A 24,428-nucleotide genomic window follows, 5' to 3' on the forward strand; every position below is an offset into this window, starting at 1 on the left:
GGCTTCCTGCTTGCGAATGCGACAGAGTCTTTTAGTAATCCGAGGTATGACTTTATAACCGGTAGTTACCAGAAAACGTAGACACGAAAAAGGAGGAAGAGTCCGAAGGAGCCGTTCCGGGAATGGCCTGCGCGGTTCTTCTAAGAGTGACTAAGTGACATCTAGGTACGAAGCCTATCTATAAAGAATCTCTAAACTGGGAGTGTGTCGATGTGAGAGAGAATACTAACGAGCAATATGGATTAACGCAAGCCCAGCGCCGAATATGGTTCATGGAAATTATGAATCCGGGAACGTCCATCACGATGCTTTCCGCGACCTACCAGATTACGGGCGAGATCAACACACAGCTTCTGGAGCAAGCGGCGGCAGAGATCGTCAAAACCTATGACGTTTTCCGAATCCGCATTAGCGGGGATTTGCAAAATCCAACGCAGTGGTTCGAAGAGCCGGAGAATGTCCAAGCTAGGATAAGCCACCTCGAAATAGGTACAACCGAACAATTCTATGCTTGGGTGAAAGAAGTAAGCGAAAAACCGGCCAGCGTGTTCGACGAACACCTCTACCAATTTACGATTATCCATTTTGCGAACGGCCAAGTATGGCTCAATTTGACGGTAAATCATATTATCGCCGACGGCTTGTCCGTCAATGCTTTGCTGCATGCGGTGATGGAAAAATACCTGGAACTGCGCAAAGGCATCTCCAGCAGTTACCAGGCCCCTTCCTATCTGGATTATATTTCCGCGGAGCGTGAATATGAGCAATCGCAGCGTTATCAAAAAGGCAAGGAATACTGGCTGACGAAGTACAACACTTTGCCTGAAACGACCGGCATTAAATCGTATCCGCCATTCTCGATCGGCAGCGAATCCAATAAACTGGCCATCACTTTGGACGGTTCCCGGTATGAACGCATTCTGGCCTTTAGCGAACAATATCAGGTCAGCTTATATACGTTATTTCTGTCCGCCATGTACGCCTTATTGTACAAGCTGACCGACAGCACCGATGTTCCGGTCGGCACGGTTTTCGCCAATCGCACCAGCAAGAAGGAAAAAGAAACGATCGGCATGTTCGTCAGCACCGTGGCTACGCGGATTCGTCTGAATCCAGACAGGCACGTGCTTTCCTTGATCCAAACGGTTTCCAAGGAAAATACGGCGGATCTGAGGTATCAGAAATACCCTTATAACCAATTGATCCAGGATTTACGCGAACAACACGGCCGCAACGATCTTTCGGGGCTGTTCCGCACGTCTCTGGAATATCTGCCTTTGAAAATCGTGGAGTACGAAGAAATCAAGGTACGCCTGGAGGCTCACTTCGCTAGGCACGAGATGGACGATTTGCTGCTGCGCTTCGACCATATGCTGAATGAAGGCCATGTAATTCTCCATGCTTCCTATCGTACCGGCCTGTTCGAGACGGCCGAGATTGATCGGATTATGGAACAGTATGTAACCGTTCTGGACCAGTTTCTTCAGACTCCCGAACTGCCGGTACGCGAGATTTCTCTGCTGAGCGATGAGGAGAGACACCGCATTCTCAACGTTTTTAACCCGCCGGTGGCAGGGCTGAGCGAGGGAGAAGCGTTTCATCGGTATGTTGAAAAGTTTGCCCGGGAAATTCCGGATCATCCGGCAGTCGTCTACATGGACAAACAGCTGACCTACGGCGAATTGAACGAACGCGCCGAGCGGCTGGCTTCTCTCCTTCGCGAACAGGGCGTGGGAAGGGAGACGATTACGGGGATCTGGGCGGAGCGTTCGGTGGAACTGCTGGTCGGGGTGCTCGCCGTTTGGAAAGCCGGCGGAGCCTATGTACCGCTGGACCCCGATTATCCGGCGGAGCGGATTGAGTACATGCTCAGCGATAGCGATGCATCGGTGCTGCTTACGCAGCGTCATCTGTTGGAGCGGGCCGGAGGTTGGTTGGCCGATGACCGGCTGAAGCTTCAAGCTGTCTATGCCATGGACGATGAACAGATTTATAACGGGGATGCCTTAGCCGTGGAATTTGAATCTGCCGGCAGCGCCCTGCAAGACTTGGCTTATGTGATTTACACCTCGGGTACGACGGGACGCCCGAAAGGCGTCATGATCGAGCACGGTAGTCTCGTGAATACGGCGGATGCGTACCGTCGCGAGTACCGGTTGGATCAGTTTCCGGTGCGGCTGCTGCAGCTGGCCAGCTTCTCGTTTGACGTGTTCGTCGGAGACATCGCGCGGACGCTGTATAACGGAGGCACGATGGTGATTGTGCCGAAGGATGACCGGATTGATCCGAACCTCTTGTACGGCTGGATTCGGGACCAAAACATTACGGTATTCGAATCGACGCCTGCGCTCATCCTGCCGTTCATGCAGCATATTTATGAAGAAGGGCTGGACGTTAGCTCCATGCAGTTGCTGATTACCAGCTCGGATGCTTGCAGTGTCACCGATTACCGATTGCTGCAGGAAAGATTCGGCGGACAATTCCGCATCATCAACAGCTATGGCGTTACCGAAGCGGCCATTGACAGCAGCTTTTACGGTGAGCCGCTGGATAAGCTGCCGCCGTCGGGTCATGTGCCGATCGGCAAAGCTTGGCTGAACGCCCGGTTTTACATTGTCGATGCCGCGTTAAAGCCGGTTCCTGTAGGGGTTCCGGGCGAGCTTGTCATCGGCGGCGCCGGGGTGGCGCGCGGGTACTGGAACCGTCCGGACCTAACCGCCGAGAAGTTTGCGGACAGCCCGTTTGTGCCGGGCGAACGTCTGTACCGGACAGGCGATTTGGCCCGCTGGCTGAAAGACGGCAACGTCGACTTCATCGGCCGGATCGACTATCAGGTGAAAATTCGCGGGTTCCGGATCGAACTCGGCGAAATTGAAACGGCCCTGCTGCGTTTCCCGGGCGTCAAGCAGGCTGTGGTGACCGACCGTACGGATGAGCAGGGGCAAAAGTATTTGTGCGGCTACGTGGCGGCGGATGCTTCCTTGCAGCTGAGCGATCTGCTGTCCCAATTGAAGCAAGAGCTGCCGGCCCATATGGTCCCGGCCCGGCTGGTGTCTCTTGATAAGCTTCCGCTCACGCCGAACGGCAAAATTGACCGTAAAGCGCTGCCTGAACCGACCGGAGAGGTAGAAGCAGGCCGTGAGTATGTGGCTCCTCGCACAACGCTGGAAACAAGACTTGCCCTCATTTGGCAGCAGGTGCTGGGTATTGCGCGAGTTGGAGTCCAAGACGATTTCTTTGACTTGGGTGGTCATTCCTTGCGGGCCTCCACGCTTGTTTCCAAGATTCGGAAAGAGCTGCAAGTCGAGGTTCCGTTGCGGGAAGTTTTCCGCTACACCACGATCGAACAGCTGGCCCAAAGAATCAGCGGTTTAAGGCAGCAGGAGACGTATGAGATCACAAAGGCGGCTGAGGCCGAGTACTATCCGGTTTCATCCGAGCAAAAGCGTCTGTACGTCCTGCGCCAGCTTGACGGGGCCGAGCGCAGCTACAATATGTCGGCGGCGCTTCTTCTCGAAGGCAAGCTGGACCGCACGCGCGTCGAGCACGCGTTCCGGGCGCTGATTCAGCGCCATGAGACGCTGCGTACCGGGATCGAGCAGGTTCAAGGCGAGCTTGTCCAGCGCATCTATGACGAGGTGGAGTTTGCTGTCGATTATTTCCAGGGGAGCGAGCGGGAAGTGGACCAAGTGGTGGAAGCTTACTATCATCCGTTTGATGTGACCAAGCCCCCACTTCTCCGCATCGGCCTGATCGAAGTCGCCGAGGATCGCCACATTCTGCTGTTCGATATGCACCATATCGTCTCGGACGGCATTTCGACAGCGCTGCTCTTCGACGAGTTCAGCCGCCTGTATCGGGGCGAGGAGCTGACCCCGCTGCGCATTCAATACAAAGATTATGCCGTTTGGCAGCATTCCGAAGCTTACGGGCAGCTGCTCCAGCCGCAGAAGGAGTACTGGCTGGAACAGCTGTCGGGCGAGCTGCCGGTCTTGGAGCTGCCGACGGACTTCCCGCGGCCTGCCGTGCAAAGCTTTGACGGCCGGACCGTGAAGTTTTATATCGGGAAAGAGCGGACAGAGAAGCTGAAAGAACTGGCGGCACGGACGGGGACGACCCTGTACATGGTGCTGCTGTCGGCTTACACCATCCTTATGCATAAATATTCGGGTCAGGAAGATCTGATCGTAGGAACGCCGATTGCCGGAAGAACGCAGGAAGAAGTGCAGCCGATCGTAGGGATGTTTATCAACACGCTGGCCATTCGCAGCCGTCCGGAGCGTTCCAAGCCGTACCTTTCGTACCTGGAAGAAATCAAGGACATCACGCTCGGGGCTTTCGAACACCAAAATTATTTGTTCGAAGACTTGGTAGTAAGTCTTCACATTCCGCGCGCGACCGGCCGGAATCCGCTCTTTGACACGTTCTTCTCCCTACAAAATACGGAGAACGAGCAAATTGTCATCGAGGGGCTGGAGCAATCGTTTTATCCACTGGAAAACCAAACATCCAAGTTCGAGCTGCTCCTGGATATTTCGGAGCTGGACGGTCAGCTCGAATGCCGGTTGGAGTACGCTACGGCTTTGTATAAACAAGAGACCGCGGAGCGGTTCGCCAGACATTATGACAAGCTGCTCGAAACCATCGCAGCAGCGCCGGACGGGGATATTGCCTCGTTGGAAATGCTCACGGAGGAGGAAATCCGCGAGCTGGTGCGCGGTTTCAACGATTCGGAGGCGGACTACCCGCGACAGCAGACGATTCACGGCTTGTTCGAAGAGCAGGCGGAGCTTTACCCGGACAACGTGGCCGCCGTCATGAACGAGCGGCAGCTGACCTACCGCGAGCTGAACGAGCGATCCAACCGCCTTGCGCGGAAGCTGCGGGAGACGGGAGTAGAAGCGGACCAGCTGGTAGCGATTCTGGCCGAACGCTCGCTCGATATGGTTGTCGGCATTCTGGCGATTCTCAAAGCGGGCGGAGCCTACGTGCCTGTCGATCCCGACTACCCGGAGGAGCGCATCCGCTTCATGATCGAGGATTCGGGCGCGCCGTTATTGCTGATTCAAAAGCATCTGCACGAGAAGACTGACTTCGCAGGAACGCGCCTCGAATTGGATGATTTCGTTTGGAGGGACAGAGAGGCGGACTCCGAAGGTGCGCTGGACGCTTCGAACCTGGAGCAGATTTCCGGGCCGGATAACCTGGCTTATGTCATCTACACGTCGGGAACGACCGGCAGACCGAAAGGAACGCTGATCGAGCATAAGAACGTCGTGCGGCTCCTGTTCAACGACAAGAACCTGTTCGACTTCGGGCCGTCCGACACGTGGACGCTGTTCCACTCGTTCTGCTTCGATTTCTCTGTCTGGGAAATGTACGGAGCGCTGCTGTACGGAGGCAAGCTGGTCATCGTACCGCCGCTCACGGCGAAAAATCCGGCCGATTTCCTGGCGCTGCTGGGCCGCGAACAGGTTACCATTTTGAACCAGACACCAACGTACTTCTACCAGCTGCTGCGTGAGGTCTTGACGGATCATCCATACGATTTGCGGATTCGCAATGTGATCTTTGGGGGCGAAGCGCTGAGTCCGCTGCTGCTCAAGGGCTTCAAGACGAAGTACCCGGAGACGAAGCTAATCAATATGTACGGCATTACCGAGACGACGGTCCACGTTACATATAAGGAAATCACATGGGTCGAAATAGAGGCGGCGAAGAGCAATATCGGTAAGCCGATCCCGACGCTGAGCGTGTATGTCCTGGATGAAAGCTGCCGCCCTGTGCCGATCGGCGTAGCGGGCGAAATGTACGTGGCCGGGGAAGGCCTTGCGAGAGGATACCTGAACCGTCCGGATCTGACGGCGGAGAAGTTCGTCGATTCCCCGTTTGCGGAGGGGGAGAAACTGTACCGCTCGGGCGACTTGGCGGCTTGGCTGCCGGACGGCAATATCGAATACCTGGGCCGAATCGATCACCAGGTCAAAATCCGCGGTTACCGGATCGAACTGGACGAAATCGAGACGCAGCTGCTGAACGTCGAGGGCGTGGAAGAAGCGGTGGTGCTTGCCCGTCAGGACGGCGGGGGCGAGAAGGCACTTGTCGCCTACTTTGTGGCGGACCGGACACTGACGGTCAGCGAAATGAGAACCTCGCTGGCCCAGGGAATGCCGGGGTACATGATCCCGTCGTACTTCGTGCAGCTGGAGCGCATGCCGCTGACGGCCAACGGCAAAGTAGACCGCAAAGCGCTGCCGGAGCCCCAAGGCAGCTTGCAGACGGGCGTCGAATATGTAGCACCGCGTAACCGGACGGAGTCCGAGCTTGTGAAGATCTGGGAGGAAGTGCTGGGTTACTCCGGTATTGGAGTCCTGGACAATTTCTTCGAGCTCGGAGGCCACTCCTTGCGGGCGACGAACCTTGTCAGCAAGATTCGGAAGGAAATGAACGTTGAACTTCCGCTGCGCGATGTGTTCCGCTATATGACGGTAGAATCGATGGCCGGGGCTATTGCCAGCTTAGAAGAATCGCAGCACAGCTCGATTCCGAAAGCGGAAGAGAAAGCGTACTATCCGGTTTCCTCCGCGCAAAAAAGGCTGTACGTCCTGCACCAGCTGGATAGCTTGGAGCTGAATTATAATCTCCCAAGCGCCTTGCAATTGAGAGGGGCTTTGAACGAGGCCAAAGTGGAAAAGGCGCTGACTACTTTGGTGGCCCGGCACGATATGCTGCGCACCGGATTTGAAATCGTGAATGGGGAGCCGGTTCAGCGTATTCATCCGCTCGTAGCTTTCAAGGTCGAGAAGCTTCAAGCAAGCGAAGATCAGGTTGCAGCCATTCTTGAAGGCTTCATTCAGCCTTTTGACTTGACCCAGCCGCCTTTGCTGCGCGCCCTGCTGATCGAACTGGAGAAAGAGAAATTCCTGCTCGCGCTGGATATTCATCATATTGGTTCCGACGGCCTTTCCATGGACGTGCTGCTGCGCGAATTCGTGCGGCTTTACAATGGGGAAGAATTGCCGGAGCTGCGGATTCAATACAAGGATTACGCCGTTTGGCAGCAATCCGAGGAGCAGCGCCAGCGCATCAAACGGCAGGAGGAATACTGGCGCGGGGTATTCAACTCCGAGCTTCCGGTTCTTGAGCTGCCTCTCGACTTCTCCCGCCCGGCTGTCCAGCAGTTTGACGGTCAAACGCTCACGTTTACGCTGGATGCGGAGAAAAGCGAAGCTCTCAAACGGCTTGCCGGCGATTCGGGAGCGACGCTGTACATGCTTCTGCTGGCTGCGTACTCCGTATTGCTTCATAAATACGCGGGACAGGAAGATATAGTGGTCGGCACTCCGATTGCCGCCCGTTCTCACGCCGACCTGCAGCCGATTATCGGCATGTTCGTCAATACGCTGGCCCTTCGCTTGGGTCCGGCGGCGGAGCGGACGTTCCTGGATTACTTGCAGGAAGTGAAGGAAACGACGCTTGGAGCCTACGAGCACCAGGACTATCCGTTCGAGGAGCTGGTGGAAGCTCTTCAGGTGAGCCGGGATTTAAGCCGGAATCCTCTGTTTGACACCATGTTTTCTTTGCAAAAGCACGAAAGCTTGGATTTAACCCTGGAAGGCTTGCAATGGTCGCTGTTCGACATCGAGGAAAAGACGGCAAAGTTTGATCTTAGCTTTGATATCGTGGAAGCCGATAACGAGCTGGTTTGCAAGATCGAGTACGCTACCTCGTTGTTTAGACAGGAAACGATGGTCCGGCTGGCGGGTCATTACGAGCAGCTTTTGGCGTCGATCCTGGCTCAGCCGGGTGCACGGATTTCGGATTTGGATATCTTGACGGACAGCGAAAAGCATGATTTGCTGGTCGGGTTTGACGTGTCGTCTTCGGCTCTTGCGAAGCAACCCGCCGCAGAGGGTACAGGTTTGGAGGCGGATGAGTCGTGGAGAGAGAGAACGTTCCACGAGCTGTTCGAGGAGCAGGCGGAGCGCACTCCGGGAGCGTTGGCGGTTGTCTACGAAGACAGTAAGCTGACGTATGCGGAGCTGAACGCCAAAGCGAATCGTCTGGCGTATGCACTGCGGGCGCGCGGGGTGAAGCCGGAACAGGTGGTCGGCATTCTGGCCGACCGTTCGGCGGAGCTGTTGATCGGGGTGCTCGCCGTATGGAAAGCGGGCGGCGCTTATGTGCCGCTCGACCCGGACTATCCGGCGGAGCGGATCGAGTATATGCTCGCGGACAGCGGGGCGTCGGTGCTGCTCACGCAGACCCGCCTGCTGGAGCAGGCGGAAGCTTGGCGCAGCGACGGAGCTCTAGTGCTGCAAACGGTGCTTGCGCTTGACGACGCCGCGACGTACAGCCTCGGAGCGGCGGAAGCGGCTGTGGGCGAAGCAGGCGCAGAGGCGGAGGCTTTGGCGCAAGCGGAAACGGCTGCCGCCGAAACGTCCGCCACGGCAGAAGCCGAGAAGAACGTACTAGCGGCGGATCTCGCATCGAATCCGGCGAATGTGAACAAGCCGCGCGATTTGGCTTACGTCATCTACACCTCCGGTACGACGGGCCGTCCGAAGGGCGTGGCGGTGGAAAACCGCAGCCTGGTGAACACGGCGGCGGGCTACCGGCGGGACTACCGCCTGGATCAGTTCCCGATCCGGCTGCTGCAGCTCGCCAGCTTCTCGTTCGACGTGTTCGTCGGCGACATTGCGCGGACGCTGTACAACGGCGGCACCATGGTCATTGTGCCGAAGGACGACCGGATTGATCCAACCCGCCTCTACGGCTGGATTCGCGACTACGCCGTGACGGTGTTCGAATCGACTCCGGCGCTGATCGTGCCGTTCATGGAGCATGTGCATGCCGAGGGTCTGGACCTCAGCTCGATGCAGCTGCTGATCACAAGCTCGGATGCGTGCAGCGTAGCGGATTACCGCACCTTGCAGGAGCGCTTCGGCTCGCAGTTCCGTATTATTAACAGCTACGGCGTAACGGAAGCGGCGATTGACTCCAGCTTCTATGACGAGCCGCTGGAGAAGCTGCCGAAGACGGGCAGCGTGCCGATCGGGAAAGCGTGGCTGAACGCCAAGTTCTACATCGTGGATGCGAATCTGAAGCCGGTGCCGATCGGGGTGTTGGGCGAGCTGGTTATCGGCGGAGCGGGTGTGGCCCGCGGTTACTTGAACCGCCCGGATTTGACGGCGGAGAAATTCGTAGACAGCCCGTTCGCCGCTGGGGAGCGTCTGTACCGGACGGGCGACCTGGCGCGCTGGATGCCGGACGGCAACGTGGACTTCATCGGCCGGATCGACAACCAGGTGAAAATTCGCGGCTATCGGATCGAGCTTGGTGAAATTGAAGCGGCTATGAAAAATTTTGCCGGCGTGCGTCAAGCGCTTGTCATCGACCGGACGGACGAGCGGGGGCAGAAATATTTGTGTGGGTATGTCGTAGCGGATTCCAGCTTCGATCTGGAAGGGCTTGTGGCCCATCTGGACGCCGCGCTGCCTTCCCATATGGTGCCTTCGCGCATCATGCGCCTGGATCAAATGCCGCTTACGCCGAACGGGAAGATCGACCGTAAAGCGCTGCCTGTGCCGGAAGGAAGCATTCGTGCCGAGGCTGCATACACGGCGCCTCGTACTCCTGCCGAGCAAGCACTTGCGTCGGTCTGGCAGTCGGTGCTGGGCGTGGATCAGGTCGGCACGATGGACAATTTCTTTGCGCTCGGCGGCGATTCGATCAAGGCCTTGCAGGTATCGTCCCGTCTTTTGCAAACGGGGTACAAGCTGGTCATGAAAGATTTGTTCCATTACCCGACGATTTCCGCCCTTAGTTTGCAGCTGCAAACGGCGGAGAGAACGGCAAGCCAGGCCGAAGTGAGGGGAGAGGTCATCTTGACCCCGATTCAGCGCTGGTTCTTTGAACAAAATCCGGCCGACGTGCATCACAGCAACCAGGCGTTCATGCAGTTCTCCAAGCAAGGCTTTGACGAAGAAGCTTTACGCCAAGCGGTGCGTCAGCTTGTCGTGCATCACGATGCTCTCCGTACGGTTTACCGCCAAACCGAGAACGGCTATACCGCCTGGAACCGCGGCGCCGGAGAGAACGAAGCGCTGTTCGATCTGGAAGTTGTCGATTTCAAGGGAGTCGGCGACGTGAAAGAAGCGGTAGAGGCTAAGGCGAATGACATTCAAGCGAGCATCGATCTGGAAAACGGTCCGCTGGTGAAGCTCGGCTTGTTCCGCTGCGACGACGGCGACCACCTGCTCATCGCGATCCATCACTTGGTCGTAGATGGCGTATCCTGGCGGATTCTGCTTGAGGATTTTGCTGCCGGCTATGAGCAGGCGCTGCAAGGGCAGCCGATCCGTCTGCCGCTCAAAACGGATTCATTCCAAACGTGGGCGAAACAGCTCGCTGATTATGCGAACGGTCCGGCGATGGAAAGCGAGAGAGAGTATTGGCAGCATATCGAGCAATTGACCTATGAGCCGCTTCCGAAAGATTTTGAACAAGGCAGATCCAAGCTGAAGGACAGCGGGCTCGTGACCGTTCGCTGGACGGCGGAGGAAACCGAACAGCTGCTGAAGCAGGCACACCGTGCTTACCATACGGAAATGAACGATTTGCTGCTTGCCGCGCTTGGCCTCGCGGTACAAGCTTGGAGCGGCCGGGAACGCGTGCTGGTGAATCTCGAAGGCCACGGCCGGGAAGATATTTTGCCGGATGTGGACATTACGCGCACGGTAGGCTGGTTTACAAGCCAATTCCCTGTCGTTCTGGAGCCGGGTCACGCCCAGGCGCTCGGTCATCAGGTGAAACAGGTTAAAGAAAGCTTGCGCCGCATTCCGAACAAAGGAATCGGCTACGGCATCCTGCGTTATTTGTCGGCGCCGCGTGACGGCGAGCGCTTCGCTTTGGAGCCGGAGATCAGCTTTAACTATTTGGGTCAGTTCGACCAGGATTACGAAAGCAGCGGCTCGAGGCCGTCTCCGTTCAGCCCGGGCTCCGATTCAAGCCCGAATGCAGTGATGGATTATGTCCTCGATATCAACGGTATGGTGTCGGAAGGAGTGCAGGAACTCACGATCCGTTATGGGGAAACCCAGTATAAACGGGAAACGGTAGAGCGCCTGGGCACCCTGCTTCATTCGAGCTTGCGTGAAGTCATCAGCCATTGCGTATCGAAAGAGCGGCCGGAGCTTACGCCTAGCGACGTACTGCTTCAAGATGTGACGTTGGAGGAACTGGAGCGGCTGACCGAACATACGGCGGCGCTCGGCGAACTGGAGAATGTATACACCCTGACTCCGCTGCAAAAAGGGATGTTGTTCCACAGCCTGCTGGATGCCGATTCGGAAGCTTACTTCGAACAGGTGACCTTCGATTTGTACGGAAGCCTGAATGTCGAAGCCTTCACCCAAGGATTGGATACGCTGGTGCAGCGGAATGAGGCGCTGCGGACCAACTTTATTACCGGCTGGAGAGACGAGCCGATTCAAGTGGTATTCCGTGAGCGGAAGTGTGAAGTGTACTTCGAAGATATTCGCTCAGTAAGCGATGATGACCCGGAGAAGATGATAGCCGATTTCGTCAGCGCGGATAAAGCGAACAAGTTCGATTTGGCCCGAGGCTCTCTTATGCGCGTGACAGTTTTGCGAACGGGCGACGAGTCCTACCATGTGATCTGGAGTCACCATCACATTTTGATGGACGGCTGGTGCATGTCCTTCATGATCAAGGAAGTGTTCGACACCTACTTCGCGTTCCAGGAGAAGCGGACGCTGGAGCTTCCTCCGGTTACCTCGTACTCCCGGTATATCGAATGGCTGGAAGCTCAAGATGCCGCGAAAGCTTCGCGTTACTGGTCCGAGTATTTGGCGGGTTACGATCAGCAGACCAAGCTGCCCCAGGAGAAAACGCAGCTGAAGCAGGGCGCTTTTGAAACGGCTGAAATCGATGTGGAACTCAGCAAGGAACTGACCGGGCAAATCGAGCGGGTGGCGCGCCAGCAGCAGGTGACGCTCAATACGTTCATGCAGACCGTATGGGGACTGGTTCTGCAGGTATACAACAACAGCGAGGATGTCGTATTCGGCTCCGTCGTATCCGGGCGTCCGGCGGAAATTCCGGGCATCGAAAGCATGATCGGCCTGTTTATTAATACGATCCCGGTCCGTATTCAAGGCAAAGCCGAGGAGACGGTAGCCGATATCTTGAGAAAAACCCAGGATCAAGCGCTGGCATCGGGAGCTTACGAAACGTTCCCGCTGTTCGAAATTCAGTCGCTGAGCGAGCAAAAGCGCGACTTGATCAACCATATCATGGTCTTTGAAAATTATCCGATGGAAGAACAGATTGAGCAGGTCGTCGGCGGAGACAAAGAAGCGCTGAAAATCGCTAATATCCAGTCGCCGGAGCAAACGAACTACGACCTGGACATTACCGTCATTCCGGAAGAGCATATTTTGCTGCGGTTTACGTACAATGCGCTGACGTTCAGAGAGGAAGACATCAGGCTGATCCACGGTCATTTTGCCCGGGCACTGGAGAAGGTTGGGGCTAACCCGAACATCCGCGTGAATCAGTTGGAGCTTTTGACGGCGGCGGAAAAAGAGAAAATTCTTGGCGCGTTTAACCCAGCGCAGCCGGAAGCGGCTCCTGCGTCGGCGTTCCACCGGCTGTTCGAGGAACAGGCGGAACGCACGCCGGAAGCGGCAGCTGTCGTGTACGAGAACGACCGGCTGACGTATGCGGAGCTGAACGAGCGGGCGAATCGCTTGGCGGCTACGCTGCGCGCAAGCGGCATCGGCCGGGAGACGATCGTCGGCATTCTCGCCGAGCGTTCGGTGGACTTGCTGGTGGCCGTGCTGGCCGTCTGGAAAGCGGGCGGGGCGTATGTGCCGCTCGACCCGGATTATCCGGCGGACCGCGTGCGGTTCATGCTTGAAGACAGCGGAGCGAAGGTACTGCTGACGCAAACGCCGCTGCGAGAGCGTGCCGAAGCCTGGCTCGGCGAAGAGGAGCTGGCGCTGGCGGCGGTGCTGTACCTGGACGACGAAGCGTCGTACAGCGAGGAGCGGACGAATGCCGACAGCTTCCATGAAGCCCGTCCGGAGGATCTGGCGTACGTGATCTATACGTCGGGAACGACGGGCAAGCCGAAGGGCGTGATGATCGAGCACCGCAGCCTGGTGAACACGGCGGCGGGCTACCGGCGGGAATACCGGTTGGATCAGTTCCCTGTGCGGCTGCTGCAGCTCGCAAGCTTCTCGTTCGACGTGTTCGTGGGAGATATCGCGCGGACGCTGTACAACGGAGGCACGATGGTGATTGTGCCGAAGGACGACCGGATCGATCCGTCTCGTCTGCACTACTGGATTGAGCGGGAGCGGGTCACCATCTTCGAATCGACACCGGCGCTGATCGTGCCGTTCCTGGAGTACGTGCACGATCAGCAACTGGATATGAGCCGGTTGGAGCTGTTGATCACGAGCTCGGACAGCTGCAGCGTGGCGGATTACCGGACCTTGCAGGAACGCTTCGGCTCGTTGTTCCGGATCATCAACGCATACGGCGTGACGGAAGCGGCGATCGACTCAAGCTTCTACGACGAGGAGCTGGCGAAGCTGCCGCAGACAGGCCATGTGCCGATCGGCAAAGCGTGGCTGAATGCGAAATTCTACATCGTGGATGCGCATCTGAATCCGGTGCCGGTCGGGGTGCTGGGCGAGCTGGTCATCGGCGGAGTCGGGGTAGCGCGCGGGTACTTGAACCGTCCGGAGCTGACAGAAGAGAAGTTCGTAGACAGCCCGTTCGCCGCGGGCGAGCGGCTGTACCGCACAGGAGACTTGGCGCGGTGGATGGAAGACGGCAACGTGGACTTCATCGGCCGGATCGACAACCAGGCGAAAATCCGGGGGTACCGGATTGAGACGGGCGAAGTCGAAGCGAAGCTGCTGAGTGTAGGTGGCGTGAAGGAAGCGGTCGTCGTCGTCAGGGAAGATCAAGAAGGTCAGAAAGCTTTGTGCGCTTATTATACAGCGGAAGAAGGCTTGACGGCGGCGGACCTGAAGCGGGCGATTGCCAGCGAGCTGCCGGGGTACATGATCCCGTCGTACTTCGTGGAGCTGGAGCGCCTGCCTCTGACGCCGAACGGAAAGATCGACCGGAAGGCGCTGCCGGCACCGGAAGGGGGAGCAGGCGGAGGCCGCGAATACGTGGCGCCGCGCACCGAACTGGAGGCGAAGCTGGCCGCCATTTGGCAGGATGTGCTTGTTCGGGAGAAGGCGGTAGGCGTAACGGACAACTTCTTCGACCTCGGCGGACACTCCCTGCGGGCGACGACGCTTGTCAGCAAAATGCATAAGGAGCTAGGCGTTGAATTCCCGCTTCGCGACGTATTCCGCTACTCGACGGTTGAGGAAATGGCCGCGGCTATGGAGCGGCTGGAGATCGGCTCGTTCACGGCTATTCCGGCTGCGGAACCTAGCGAGTATTATCCGCTCTCTTCCGCTCAGAAACGTCTCTATATCTTGAACCAGCTGGAAGGAGCCGAGCTGAGCTACAACATACCGGGAGCTATGCTGCTCGAAGGGGAGCTCGACCGGCAGCGGTTTGAAGAAGCGTTCCGGGGGCTCGTAGCTCGTCATGAAACGCTGCGTACCGGCTTTGAGATGGTAAAAGGCGAAGCGGTTCAGCGGATTTACGAAGAAGCCGCCTTCCAGGTGGAATATGTGCAGATCAGCGGGGAGCAGGCGGAAGAAACGGTGCGCCAATTCGTTCGTCCGTTTGATCTAGCGAAGCCGCCACTTCTGCGGGTAGGCCTTGCCGAACTGGCGCCGGACCGGCACATTCTAATGTTCGATACGCATCATATCGTATCTGACGGCGTTTCGATTGACGTACTGATCGAAGAGTTCGTCCGCTTGTACAGCGGGGAGCAGTTGGAGCCGCTCCGCATTCAGTACAAAGATTATGCGGTATGGCAGCAATCGGACGTGCAGAAAGCTCAGCTTGCCAAGCAGGAAGCCTACTGGCTCGACATGTTCCGCGGAGAGCTGCCGGTTTTGGAATTGTCGACGGACTATCCGCGCCCGGCTATGCAGAGCTACGAGGGCCGCACGCTGCAATTGTTTATGCATAGCGAGAAAAGCGAGGGTCTGAAACGGCTTGCAGCCGAGAACGGCGCAACGCTTTACATGGTTCTGCTTGCTGGTTATACAATATTATTGCATAAATATACAGGGCAAGAAGACGTGGTGGTCGGTACGCCGATTGCGGGAAGAAATCATAGCGACGTTCAGCCGCTGATCGGGATGTTCGTCAATACCCTGGCCATCCGCAGTTATCCGGCTGCCGGTAAGACGTTCCTTGACTACTTGAAGGAAATCAAGGAGACGACGCTGGGCGCTTTTGAACATCAGAATTATCCGTTTGAGGAACTGGTGGATAAGGTGAACGTGGCTCGTGATTTACGCCGCAATCCGCTGTTCGATACGATGTTTGCTTTGCAGAATACAGAGAATTTGGAAATCCAGCTTCCCGGACTCCATTTGTCGACGTATGCCAGCGAAGAAATTGTTTCTAAATTCGATCTCAGCTTGGACGTCACGGAGATCGAGGAAGGCTTGGAATATCTGTTTGAATACGCCACTGCTCTTTATAAAACCGAAACGGTGGAGAAATTGGCCGCTCACTACTTGCAGCTGCTTGAATCCATTCTTCGCAACCCATCGGCGACTATTGCCGAGCTGGGCATTTTGACACCGGCGGAAAAAGAGCAAATTCTCGGCGCGTTTAACCCGGCGCAGCCGGAGGCGGCTCCTACGGCCGCGTTCCACCGGCTGTTTGAGGAACAGGCGGAGTGCACGCCGGAAGAGGCGGCCGTCGTGTACGAGAATGACCGGCTGACCTATGCGGAGCTGAACGAGCGGGCGAATCGCTTGGCGGCTACGCTGCGCGCAAGCGGCATCGGCCGGGAGACGATCGTCGGCATTCTCGCCGAGCGTTCGGTGGACTTGCTGGTGGCCGTGCTGGCCGTCTGGAAAGCGGGCGGGGCGTATGTGCCGCTCGACCCGGATTATCCGGCGGACCGCGTGCGGTTCATGCTTGAAGACAGCGGAGCGAAGGTACTGCTGACGCAAACGCCGCTGCGAGAGCGTGCCGAAGCCTGGCTCGGCGAAGAGGAGCTGGCGCTGGCGGCGGTGCTGTACCTGGACGACGAAGCGTCGTACAGCGAGGAGCGGACGAATGCCGACAGCTTCCATGAAGCCCGTCCGGAGGATCTGGCGTACGTGATCTATACGTCGGGAACGACGGGCAAGCCGAAGGGCGTGATGATCGAGCACCGCAGCCTGGTGAACACGGCGGCGGGCTACCGGCGGGAATACCGGTTGGATCAGTTCCCGGTGCGGCTGCTGCAGCTCGCAAGCTTCTCGTTCGACGTGTTCGTGGGAGATATCGCGCGGACGCTGTACAACGGAGGCACGATGGTGATTGTGCCGAAGGACGACCGGATCGATCCGTCTCGTCTGCACCACTGGATGGAGCGGGAGCGGATCACCATCTTCGAATCGACACCGGCGCTGATCGTGCCGTTCCTGGAGTACGTGCACGAGCAGCGGCTGGATATGAGCTGGATGGAGCTGTTGATCACGAGCTCAGACAGCTGCAGCGTGGCGGATTACCGGACCTTGCAGGAACGCTTCGGCTCGTTGTTCCGGATCATCAACGCATACGGCGTGACGGAAGCGGCGATCGACTCAAGCTTCTACGACGAGGAGCTGGCGAAGCTGCCGCAGACAGGCCATGTGCCAATCGGCAAAGCGTGGCTGAATGCGAAATTCTACATCGTGGATGCGCATCTGAATCCGGTGCCGGTCGGGGTGCTGGGCGAGCTGGTCATCGGCGCAGTCGGAGTAGCGCGCGGGTACTTGAACCGTCCGGAGCTGACAGAAGAGAAGTTCGTAGACAGCCCGTTCGCCGCGGGCGAGCGGCTGTACCGCACAGGAGACTTGGCGCGGTGGATGGAAGACGGCAACGTGGACTTCATCGGCCGGATCGACAACCAGGCGAAAATCCGGGGGTACCGGATTGAGACGGGCGAAGTCGAAGCGAAGCTGCTGAGTGTAGGTGGCGTGAAGGAAGCGGTCGTCGTCGTCAGGGAAGATCAAGAAGGTCAGAAAGCTTTGTGCGCTTATTATACAGCGGAAGAAGGCTTGACGGCGGCGGACCTGAAACGGGCGATCTCCAGCGAGCTGCCGGGTTACATGATCCCGTCGTACTTCGTGGAGCTGGAGCGCCTGCCTCTGACGCCGAACGGGAAAATCGACCGGAAGGCGCTGCCGGCGCCGGAAGGGGGAGCAAGCGCAGGCCGCGAATACGTGGCGCCGCGCACCGAACTGGAGGCGAAACTGGTCGCCATCTGGCAGGACGTGCTCGGGCCGGTCACGATTGGCGTGACGGACAACTTCTTCGACCTCGGCGGGCACTCCCTGCGGGCGACGACGCTGGTCAGCAAGTTGCACAAGGAGCTGAGGGTGGACCTGCCGCTGCGCGATGTGTTCCGGCACTCGACCATCGAAGCGATGGCCGAAGCGATCAGCCAATTGGAGCGGCAGGAATACCTCTCCATTCCGGTTCTGGATAAGAGGGATTACTATCCGCTTTCCTCCGTGCAAAAACGGCTGTACATCCAGCAGCAGATGGAAGGCGCCGAGCTTAGCTACAACATGTCCGGCATGACGGTTCTCGTCGGGCGCTTGGAACGGAATCAATTCGAGGCGGCGCTCAAAGGATTGATAGCTCGTCACGAAATTTTGCGAACCGGCTTCGAAATGGTCGACGGCGAACCGGTACAACGGATTTATCCGGACTTGAAGTTTGCCGTCGAGTATACGAAAGCGACGGAAAGTGAAACGAAGAGCATCGTAGACGGCTTTGTACGCGTCTTTGATTTGGAGCGGCCGCCGCTGCTGCGTGTGGGCTTAGTCGAATGGGAAGCGGAACGACATCTGCTCATGCTGGACATTCATCATATCGTCACGGATGGCATGTCGATGGGCATCTTCGTCGAAGAGCTGCTGCGCCTGTATAACGGCGAGACTCTGGAACCGCTTCGGATTCAATACAAGGAATTCGCCGCTTGGCAGCAGTCCGAACCTGTAAAAGAGCGGCTGAAACGTCAGGAAGCCTACTGGCTGGACGTGCTGGAAGGCGAACTGCCGACGCTTGAACTGCCTACGGACTTTGTCAGACCTGCCGCTCGCAGCTTTGAGGGAGATGTGCTGCCTTTCAGCATCGACAAGCAGATGACCGACAGCTTGCAGCGCATCGCCGATGAGAACGGTGCCACCCTTTATATGGTGTTATTGGCGGCCTATTCAATCCTGCTCAGCAAGTACTCGGGACAAGAAGACTTCATTGTAGGCACGCCGGTTTCGGGCCGCACACATGCCGACCTGGAGCCGCTCATCGGAATGTTTGTCAACACTTTGGCGATTCGCCATTATCCGTCCGGGGAGAAGACGTTCCTCGCTTACTTGAACGAAGTCAAAGAAACGATGCTGGGGGCCTACGACCACCAGGATTATCCGTTCGAGGAGCTTGTGAAAAAGCTGCAGGCGCCGCGAGATCAAAGCCGCAATCCTGTATTCGATGTCATGTTTGCTCTAGAAACCAAGGAAGATAACGTTCAAAGCTTCGGGGATATCAAGATCGAATCTTATCCGGAAACTCATACGGTTTCCCAATTTGATCTTACCTTGGTCATTTCGTTGCTGGATGAGGGAATGAACGGGCAGTTTGAATATGCCACCAAGTTGTTTACGCTCAATCTGATCGACAATTTCGCTCAGGACCTGCTCGTGATCATCACCCAAATTTGCGAACAGCCTTCGGTGCTGTTGAAGGATATTTCCCTGAACGGGCAATCCGAACAGGAGCAAGATGTGCTAGAGGCCATTGATATTATTTTCTAATCCCTTACCCGGCTTGGGTGTATGCCGTATTTCTCTCGGTACGCATCCTGCCGGGTGTTTTTTTCCAAATGAAAGGGAAAAATCCACCACAGGAATCTGACGTCAAGTGCCGCTGAGTAACTATTTCAATTTATTGGAAAATCGACAAAACACAACAGACTACCATCCAAATCTGCTTGGTAGTTTTTTTTGTAAAAGGGGTCGAATAAGCTGAATTGAGATTTTTAAGACTCTCTTTATATCCTGCATTTCCTGCATAAATCCCATTTAGATTTATCATAAAATGATGCTGTTTTTTCAAGGCTTATCCATCGAGATATTTTTTGTGCAGTTTTTTTGTTTTCAGATCATTATCTCACTCACGGTTAATTGAACGAACAATAGGCTCACCTCATTAGGTTTTTTAATATCGTATGATGGCACGAAGACTGTGCGGCTCTCGTGACACTAGATACCTTGGAAGCCTTAGAACAACAAATAAAAGTAATAAAGCACGATAATGGAATTTATAAACTTAGAACGATTACAGACGAAGAGGATATAATACCTGTACCTGCAATTGGTAAACTGGTTTATAACATTGAAGAGGAAGAATCAACAATTAGAAAAGAAGACGTTAACGGAACTGAACTCGATTACGAAGAATATGATGAAGGGGGTGATTACTTTGTTCCATTACCTACTAATATTAAACCAATAATAGATAGTTTGAATTCACTAGATGACAGAAGAGTTCAAACTGTTATAAATTCTTATTATTGCTAATTGTTGCGTATCACATCTTTCGTTACTTATAAATACACTTGTCTCAAATATCTCGAACGAGAACCAATTGTCAGTTTATTATGACAATTTAATTGAGAGAGTAAAAAAATTTTAAGGAAGATCAGAAGGAAGAGTTTATCGGTTTAATGGTGGATATAATTGATTCACTTAAGGACTATGTTCACAAGGGTCAACTTAATGGGAAAAAGAATTTAGCGAAACCAAACTTAGATAAATTGAGCTACTTTTTAACTATTTGCGGAAAATCAATCTATAAATCTGCTGAATTAGAGTACAAAGATGTCCAAACCGAAGTATGTTTAGTTCCAGGGTATCAAGAGATAATAAGGAAACGTGAAGCTCTTGGAGAAGACAATGGCTTCATTGAAAGAAGTGAATAATGAACTAGTAAGAGATTTGATAGAAGAATTTAATAAAATAAAAATGGATAATAACCTAACTTTAGTTCAAAAAGAGCATCTGAAGACAGCACTTCTTCTTGAACTCTCACGAACTACAGGGCGGTTAGTTCAAATATATGGACAATGGACTAAAGATGGACAGATTATTAGAGATAATTCTTTGAAAAAGAAAATTGATCATTTAAGCACGTTATATGCGACATTCAGTATATTGAGGAAATGGTTATGAAATAGGAATATCCTGAGTCGCTGTAAATGGATTTATTAAGATGTAAAATTATAATAATCCGCCACTGTATAAATATTCTTTAAGGACTGCGGTTAGCTACTTGAGTTGTTTACAAAAGGTAAATTCAATTGGAATGTAAATACGTTATGACTATGATTGAGCGTTAGGGTGCCTTGATGTAACTCAACAATATTCCTAGCGATGGAAAGACCCAGTCCTGCTCCAGTTTGGATACCTTCGCTACTTCTTGAATGGTCAACCTTATAAAAACGATCAAATAGCTTCTCCTCTTGATCTTGCGTGAGGGGAGCTCCTTTATTTTCGACCTCAATCGTAATTTGCTTAGGACTTGTTTTCAGTCGAATGCTAATGCCTCCAGGCTTCAAGGAATATTTTAAGGCGTTCATGAGAAGATTATCGATTGCTCTGGCAATTTTATCGCTATCAATGGAGGCAACGATTGGGGAATCACCGATATCTTTTACGATATACACACCGTTTTCTTGAGCAATGGGTTCGAACTCGAACAGCAATTGATCCAAGAGTTGAAATAAATTGATCCTTCTCAGATTTAAGTGGGTATCGACTGAAGTGAGCCGAGTATATTCGAACAAGTCATCGAGCAACTTCTTCAAATGAATTGCTTTGTTATAGGTGTTTTGAACAAAGCGCGTATATTCATCTTTATCCTGATATGAGTCTGTTCTTAAAAGCTCGATATAGCCGATAATGCTTGTCAGAGGCGTGCGCAAGTCATGTGAAATACCTGTGATCAAATCCATCTTGGATTTCTCTATTTCACGTTCTTTTACAATCTGTTGCTCTAAACGTTCTGTCATTCGATTGATGTTGAGCGCAACCCGTCCAAGTTCATCTTGCCGAACAACAGGCACCCGATATTTTAAATTACCTTCGGAAATAATCTGAAGCCCTTGCTCCAATGTAATTAAGTCTCTAACGATTCGCCGTGTCAAAACTAAAAAAGTAAAAATAAACGTTACCATAAACAAGGGGGTAAGAAGATAAGGAAAAAAATTGCGAAACCAATGCCATTCCATAGTACTGCTAATTTTCAAGAAAAGTAAAATGAGAATATCATTTATAGCAATGGCGATAATAAAACTTAGCACCATTCTGATTAAAATGTTGACTTGAATCCGTTTTTTTCGTTTTGACTTTTGTACATGTTCATTCAATTTTATAGCCAACTCCCCACACCGTTTTAATATACTGAGGATCTCTTGGGAACTGCTCTAATTTTTCTCGTAAATTACGAATATGAACCATTACGGTATTATCAGAAAATCCATATGGCGCCTTCCATACATTTTCGTAAATGTGCTCCGAACTAAAAACTTGCCCAGGATGGCTGGCAAGCAAGACCAGAATAGCAAACTCCAGAGGAGTCAACGAAATTTCGTTGCCCTTTAACTTTACGGAATGTTTACTCTTATCGATGATCAGGTCTTTAATAAGAATAAGGGAATTAAATTCTTCTTTTCCTATTAATGTTTGACGACGTAGCTGTGCTTTTACACGAGCAAGCAATTCTAATGGATTGAACGGTTTGATCATGTAGTCATCGGCCCCGGTAGTCAGTCCGTTAATTTTATCAATATCTTCTTCCTTGGCTGACAGCATGATAATCGGAGTATTCGATATTTCCCTTATTTTAAGGCATGCTCTGATTCCATCCATTCGTGGCATCATGACGTCCAAGATAACCAGTTGAATCGGTGTTGTCTTTATGGCATCCAGGGCTTCTTCACCATCGGCTGCTTCAATCACATGGTATCCTTCATTACGTAGATATACATGAATGACATCCCGAATCTCGGAATCATCATCCACAACAAGAATGGTATTCATTACTGACTGCTCCTTCTTTTTTGACTGGGTAGAATAAAGGTATTTAAGGTACCTGAAATTACGCAACTAGTATAGATATCCTGATAATAAGGTAAAGTCTTCACTTTTTCTACATACGCATAAGCAAAACATTTAATGGAGTGAATGAAAGTGCCATCATCATTTAAATTGTTTCCTTTTTGCGACAGACGTAAACGAAAGCGGGAGGGATATTGAAAGGTACTAAATCAATTTTTTCAATGATAAATTTTTCGGAAAGCTGCTTTTTCATTTGAAGCGAATATTGAAAGGCGATAAACAAGCCTCCAGGTTTGAGTGCTTTATAGATCTGTTCAACCAAGGTATCTCTCAATTCACGCTCAAAATTAAAAAAAGGTAGTCCGCTAAAAATACAATCCAGCTGATGAATGTTCTCTTTCTTCATTGCTTCTACTAACTGAGCAGCGTTCGGATGACAGGAGAAGTCTGGGTATTCTGTCTGTAAATTATTCCTCATAGTCTCATTCATCTCAAACAATAACACTTTCGTGGGTTCACTCACCTGGGCGTTGATAAAACGGGTGATGGCACCTGTGCCCGATCCGAGTTCTGCGACTGCCTTAATCTCGTTCCAGGGGGCTTGTTTAACCATTTTGGTCGCTAGAAACCGGGAGCTTGGTATAACACTGCCTACATTTTTGGGGCTGCGAATAAAGCTTTGCAAAAATAAAAGGTATTCATTAAGTTTCAACTGATTTTCCTCCATTACTGTTTTTATTGTCAGGAACAATGCTGAATATGGCACAAAAATTAACAAATTTATTTCTTTTATCGAAACGAATGGATACCGGAACGATTAAAAATGAGAAAATTGAAGTGAAGACATAGGGAGAAAATATCGTACGATTGGGAAGAACATACCGATGCACATGGCCCAATCTCTCTATTTCTGCACCTCTTTATTGTTTCGATACAGAAATCATAATGAAAAAAACTAAGGAATTAATGAGTATATTTCTAAAGAAAATCTAAAGATTCATCTATAGAAGGTTTAAAATCTATATCATCCAACCCAAAAAGCCTTACCAACCAAGTCGGTAAGGCTTTTTTATAAGGGCAAACTGTTCCGCCACGCAACTCAATGATATTTATGGCTATAGAAAGACCTAGTGCGACTCTAATTTGTATCCCTTCATAATGTTGGGGAGGGGGATGTTTATGAGATCGTGTATTTTCTTCTACTTGTATGTGAAGCTATGGTTTCACTAGTACGAGCGGGAATAGGAGAGTGAACTCTCTCTTTTTCAATTTCCATTAGTGCTAAAGAAGTAGAATTACCAAAGTGTTAGGATAAAGTTGAGGTCTGATTAGCTTGGTTAAAAGCTGATCAGACCTTTCCTACATTGGGCGTAAAACAGTTTAAGATGTCAAGCCATGGCTTGGAGGGGAGAATTAAAGGCGTTTTTGTATTACTTCAGTATTTCTTTAGAAATATCCCTATAAGCTCCTAAGATTTTTATAATAATATACTTTCATCGACATTAACGAGGAGGTTAGAACATGATTAGTGATATCGTCTTACAGCTAGTCGATCATTATGGATATCTCTTTTTTTTCTTAGCCTTCTGCCTAGGCCCATTCGGCGTCCCGGTTCCAAATGAAATAACCATACTAACAGGTGGAATTTTGAGTAACAACGGAGCTTTAAACCCGTGGATTGTATATATTGTTATTCTCGCTGGCTTATTTACAGCAATTACAATTGCTTATTTTGCGGGCAGAATCTTTGGAGAAAAATTTAAACTAAAGTTTCAAAACAACCGTCACTTTCAGAAAGCAGAGAAATTTTTTGAACAGCACGGAGATATCGCAATGTGTCTTGGACATTTCATACCAGTCATTCGGTATATTTTGCCTGTATTCGTTGGTCTAAACGGTACCTCATACAAGAAGTTTGCTTTGATTTCGTATTCCAGCGCGTTTGTTTGGACCGCTACGTTCTTTACCTTTGGCAAGTTCCTTGGACATTATATATTGGCTTTGCTAGATTTGATCGATCCTAAATTGGCCGTGGTTGCTCTAATGATAGCCGTTGGCACCTTTATCACAACCAAGTGGTTCAAGTCGAAATTATCCAACTTTACTGCATAAGCTGGTGAACAAATGAAAAAAATAGAAGAAAGGGGGAGA

The 24,428-nt window shown here is 52.6% G+C and carries 8 protein-coding genes; 5 read left to right on the forward strand and 3 right to left on the reverse strand.

The window, feature by feature from the left end; translation table 11 throughout:
• Positions 1 to 212: 212 nt before the first annotated feature.
• The 4 genes from MKX59_RS04205 to MKX59_RS04220 all read left to right on the forward strand — a co-directional run bounded on the left by MKX59_RS04205 (position 213) and on the right by MKX59_RS04220 (position 20,390).
• A complete protein-coding gene (locus tag MKX59_RS04205; RefSeq protein WP_340857669.1) occupies positions 213 to 18,974 on the forward strand; it encodes a non-ribosomal peptide synthetase in 18,762 nt (6,253 codons plus the stop codon).
• A gap of 441 nt (positions 18,975 to 19,415) precedes the next feature.
• Positions 19,416 to 19,739: a hypothetical protein gene (locus MKX59_RS04210; protein WP_028541741.1), complete on the forward strand. Its 324-nt coding sequence runs from the start codon at positions 19,416 to 19,418 to the stop codon at positions 19,737 to 19,739.
• A 146-nt stretch (positions 19,740 to 19,885) separates the two neighbouring features.
• A complete protein-coding gene (locus MKX59_RS04215) occupies positions 19,886 to 20,140 on the forward strand; it encodes a hypothetical protein (RefSeq protein ID WP_028541742.1) in 255 nt (84 codons plus the stop codon).
• On the forward strand, positions 20,115 to 20,390 hold the full coding sequence (locus tag MKX59_RS04220; RefSeq protein ID WP_023990460.1) for a hypothetical protein: 276 nt from the start codon (positions 20,115 to 20,117) through the stop codon (positions 20,388 to 20,390). The genes MKX59_RS04215 and MKX59_RS04220 overlap by 26 nt, the downstream gene beginning before the upstream one ends.
• Before the next feature lie 92 nt (positions 20,391 to 20,482).
• On the opposite strand, the gene MKX59_RS04225 is transcribed toward MKX59_RS04220, so the two are convergent.
• The 3 genes from MKX59_RS04225 to MKX59_RS04235 all read right to left on the reverse strand — a co-directional run bounded on the left by MKX59_RS04225 (position 20,483) and on the right by MKX59_RS04235 (position 22,989).
• Positions 20,483 to 21,586, reverse strand: coding sequence for a sensor histidine kinase (locus tag MKX59_RS04225; RefSeq protein ID WP_076264957.1), 1,104 nt, complete (start codon positions 21,584 to 21,586; stop codon positions 20,483 to 20,485).
• Positions 21,579 to 22,259 carry a response regulator transcription factor gene (locus tag MKX59_RS04230; RefSeq protein WP_023990458.1) on the reverse strand — a complete coding sequence of 227 codons (681 nt, stop codon included), beginning with the start codon at positions 22,257 to 22,259 and terminating at the stop codon, positions 21,579 to 21,581. Before MKX59_RS04230 ends, MKX59_RS04225 begins: the two co-directional genes overlap by 8 nt.
• A gap of 163 nt (positions 22,260 to 22,422) precedes the next feature.
• On the reverse strand, positions 22,423 to 22,989 hold the full coding sequence (locus MKX59_RS04235) for a class I SAM-dependent methyltransferase (protein WP_081391175.1): 567 nt from the start codon (positions 22,987 to 22,989) through the stop codon (positions 22,423 to 22,425).
• Positions 22,990 to 23,798: 809 nt separating this feature from the next.
• Here MKX59_RS04235 and MKX59_RS04240 point away from each other — a divergent pair.
• Complete coding sequence (locus tag MKX59_RS04240) at positions 23,799 to 24,389, forward strand: DedA family protein (protein WP_023990456.1); 591 nt, start codon at positions 23,799 to 23,801, stop codon at positions 24,387 to 24,389.
• Positions 24,390 to 24,428 lie beyond the last annotated feature (39 nt).

The organism is Paenibacillus sp. FSL R7-0340 (assembly GCF_038002205.1).
GTDB classification, from domain to species: Bacteria; Bacillota; Bacilli; order Paenibacillales; family Paenibacillaceae; genus Paenibacillus; species Paenibacillus polymyxa_B.

Coding starts and splice junctions, on each gene's coding strand:
- MKX59_RS04215 (WP_028541742.1), top strand. CDS start 19,886: ATGGTGGATATAATTGATTCACTTAAGGACTATGTTCACAAGGGTCAA.
- MKX59_RS04230 (WP_023990458.1), bottom strand. CDS start 22,259: ATGAATACCATTCTTGTTGTGGATGATGATTCCGAGATTCGGGATGTC.
- MKX59_RS04220 (WP_023990460.1), top strand. CDS start 20,115: ATGGCTTCATTGAAAGAAGTGAATAATGAACTAGTAAGAGATTTGATA.
- MKX59_RS04240 (WP_023990456.1), top strand. CDS start 23,799: ATGATTAGTGATATCGTCTTACAGCTAGTCGATCATTATGGATATCTC.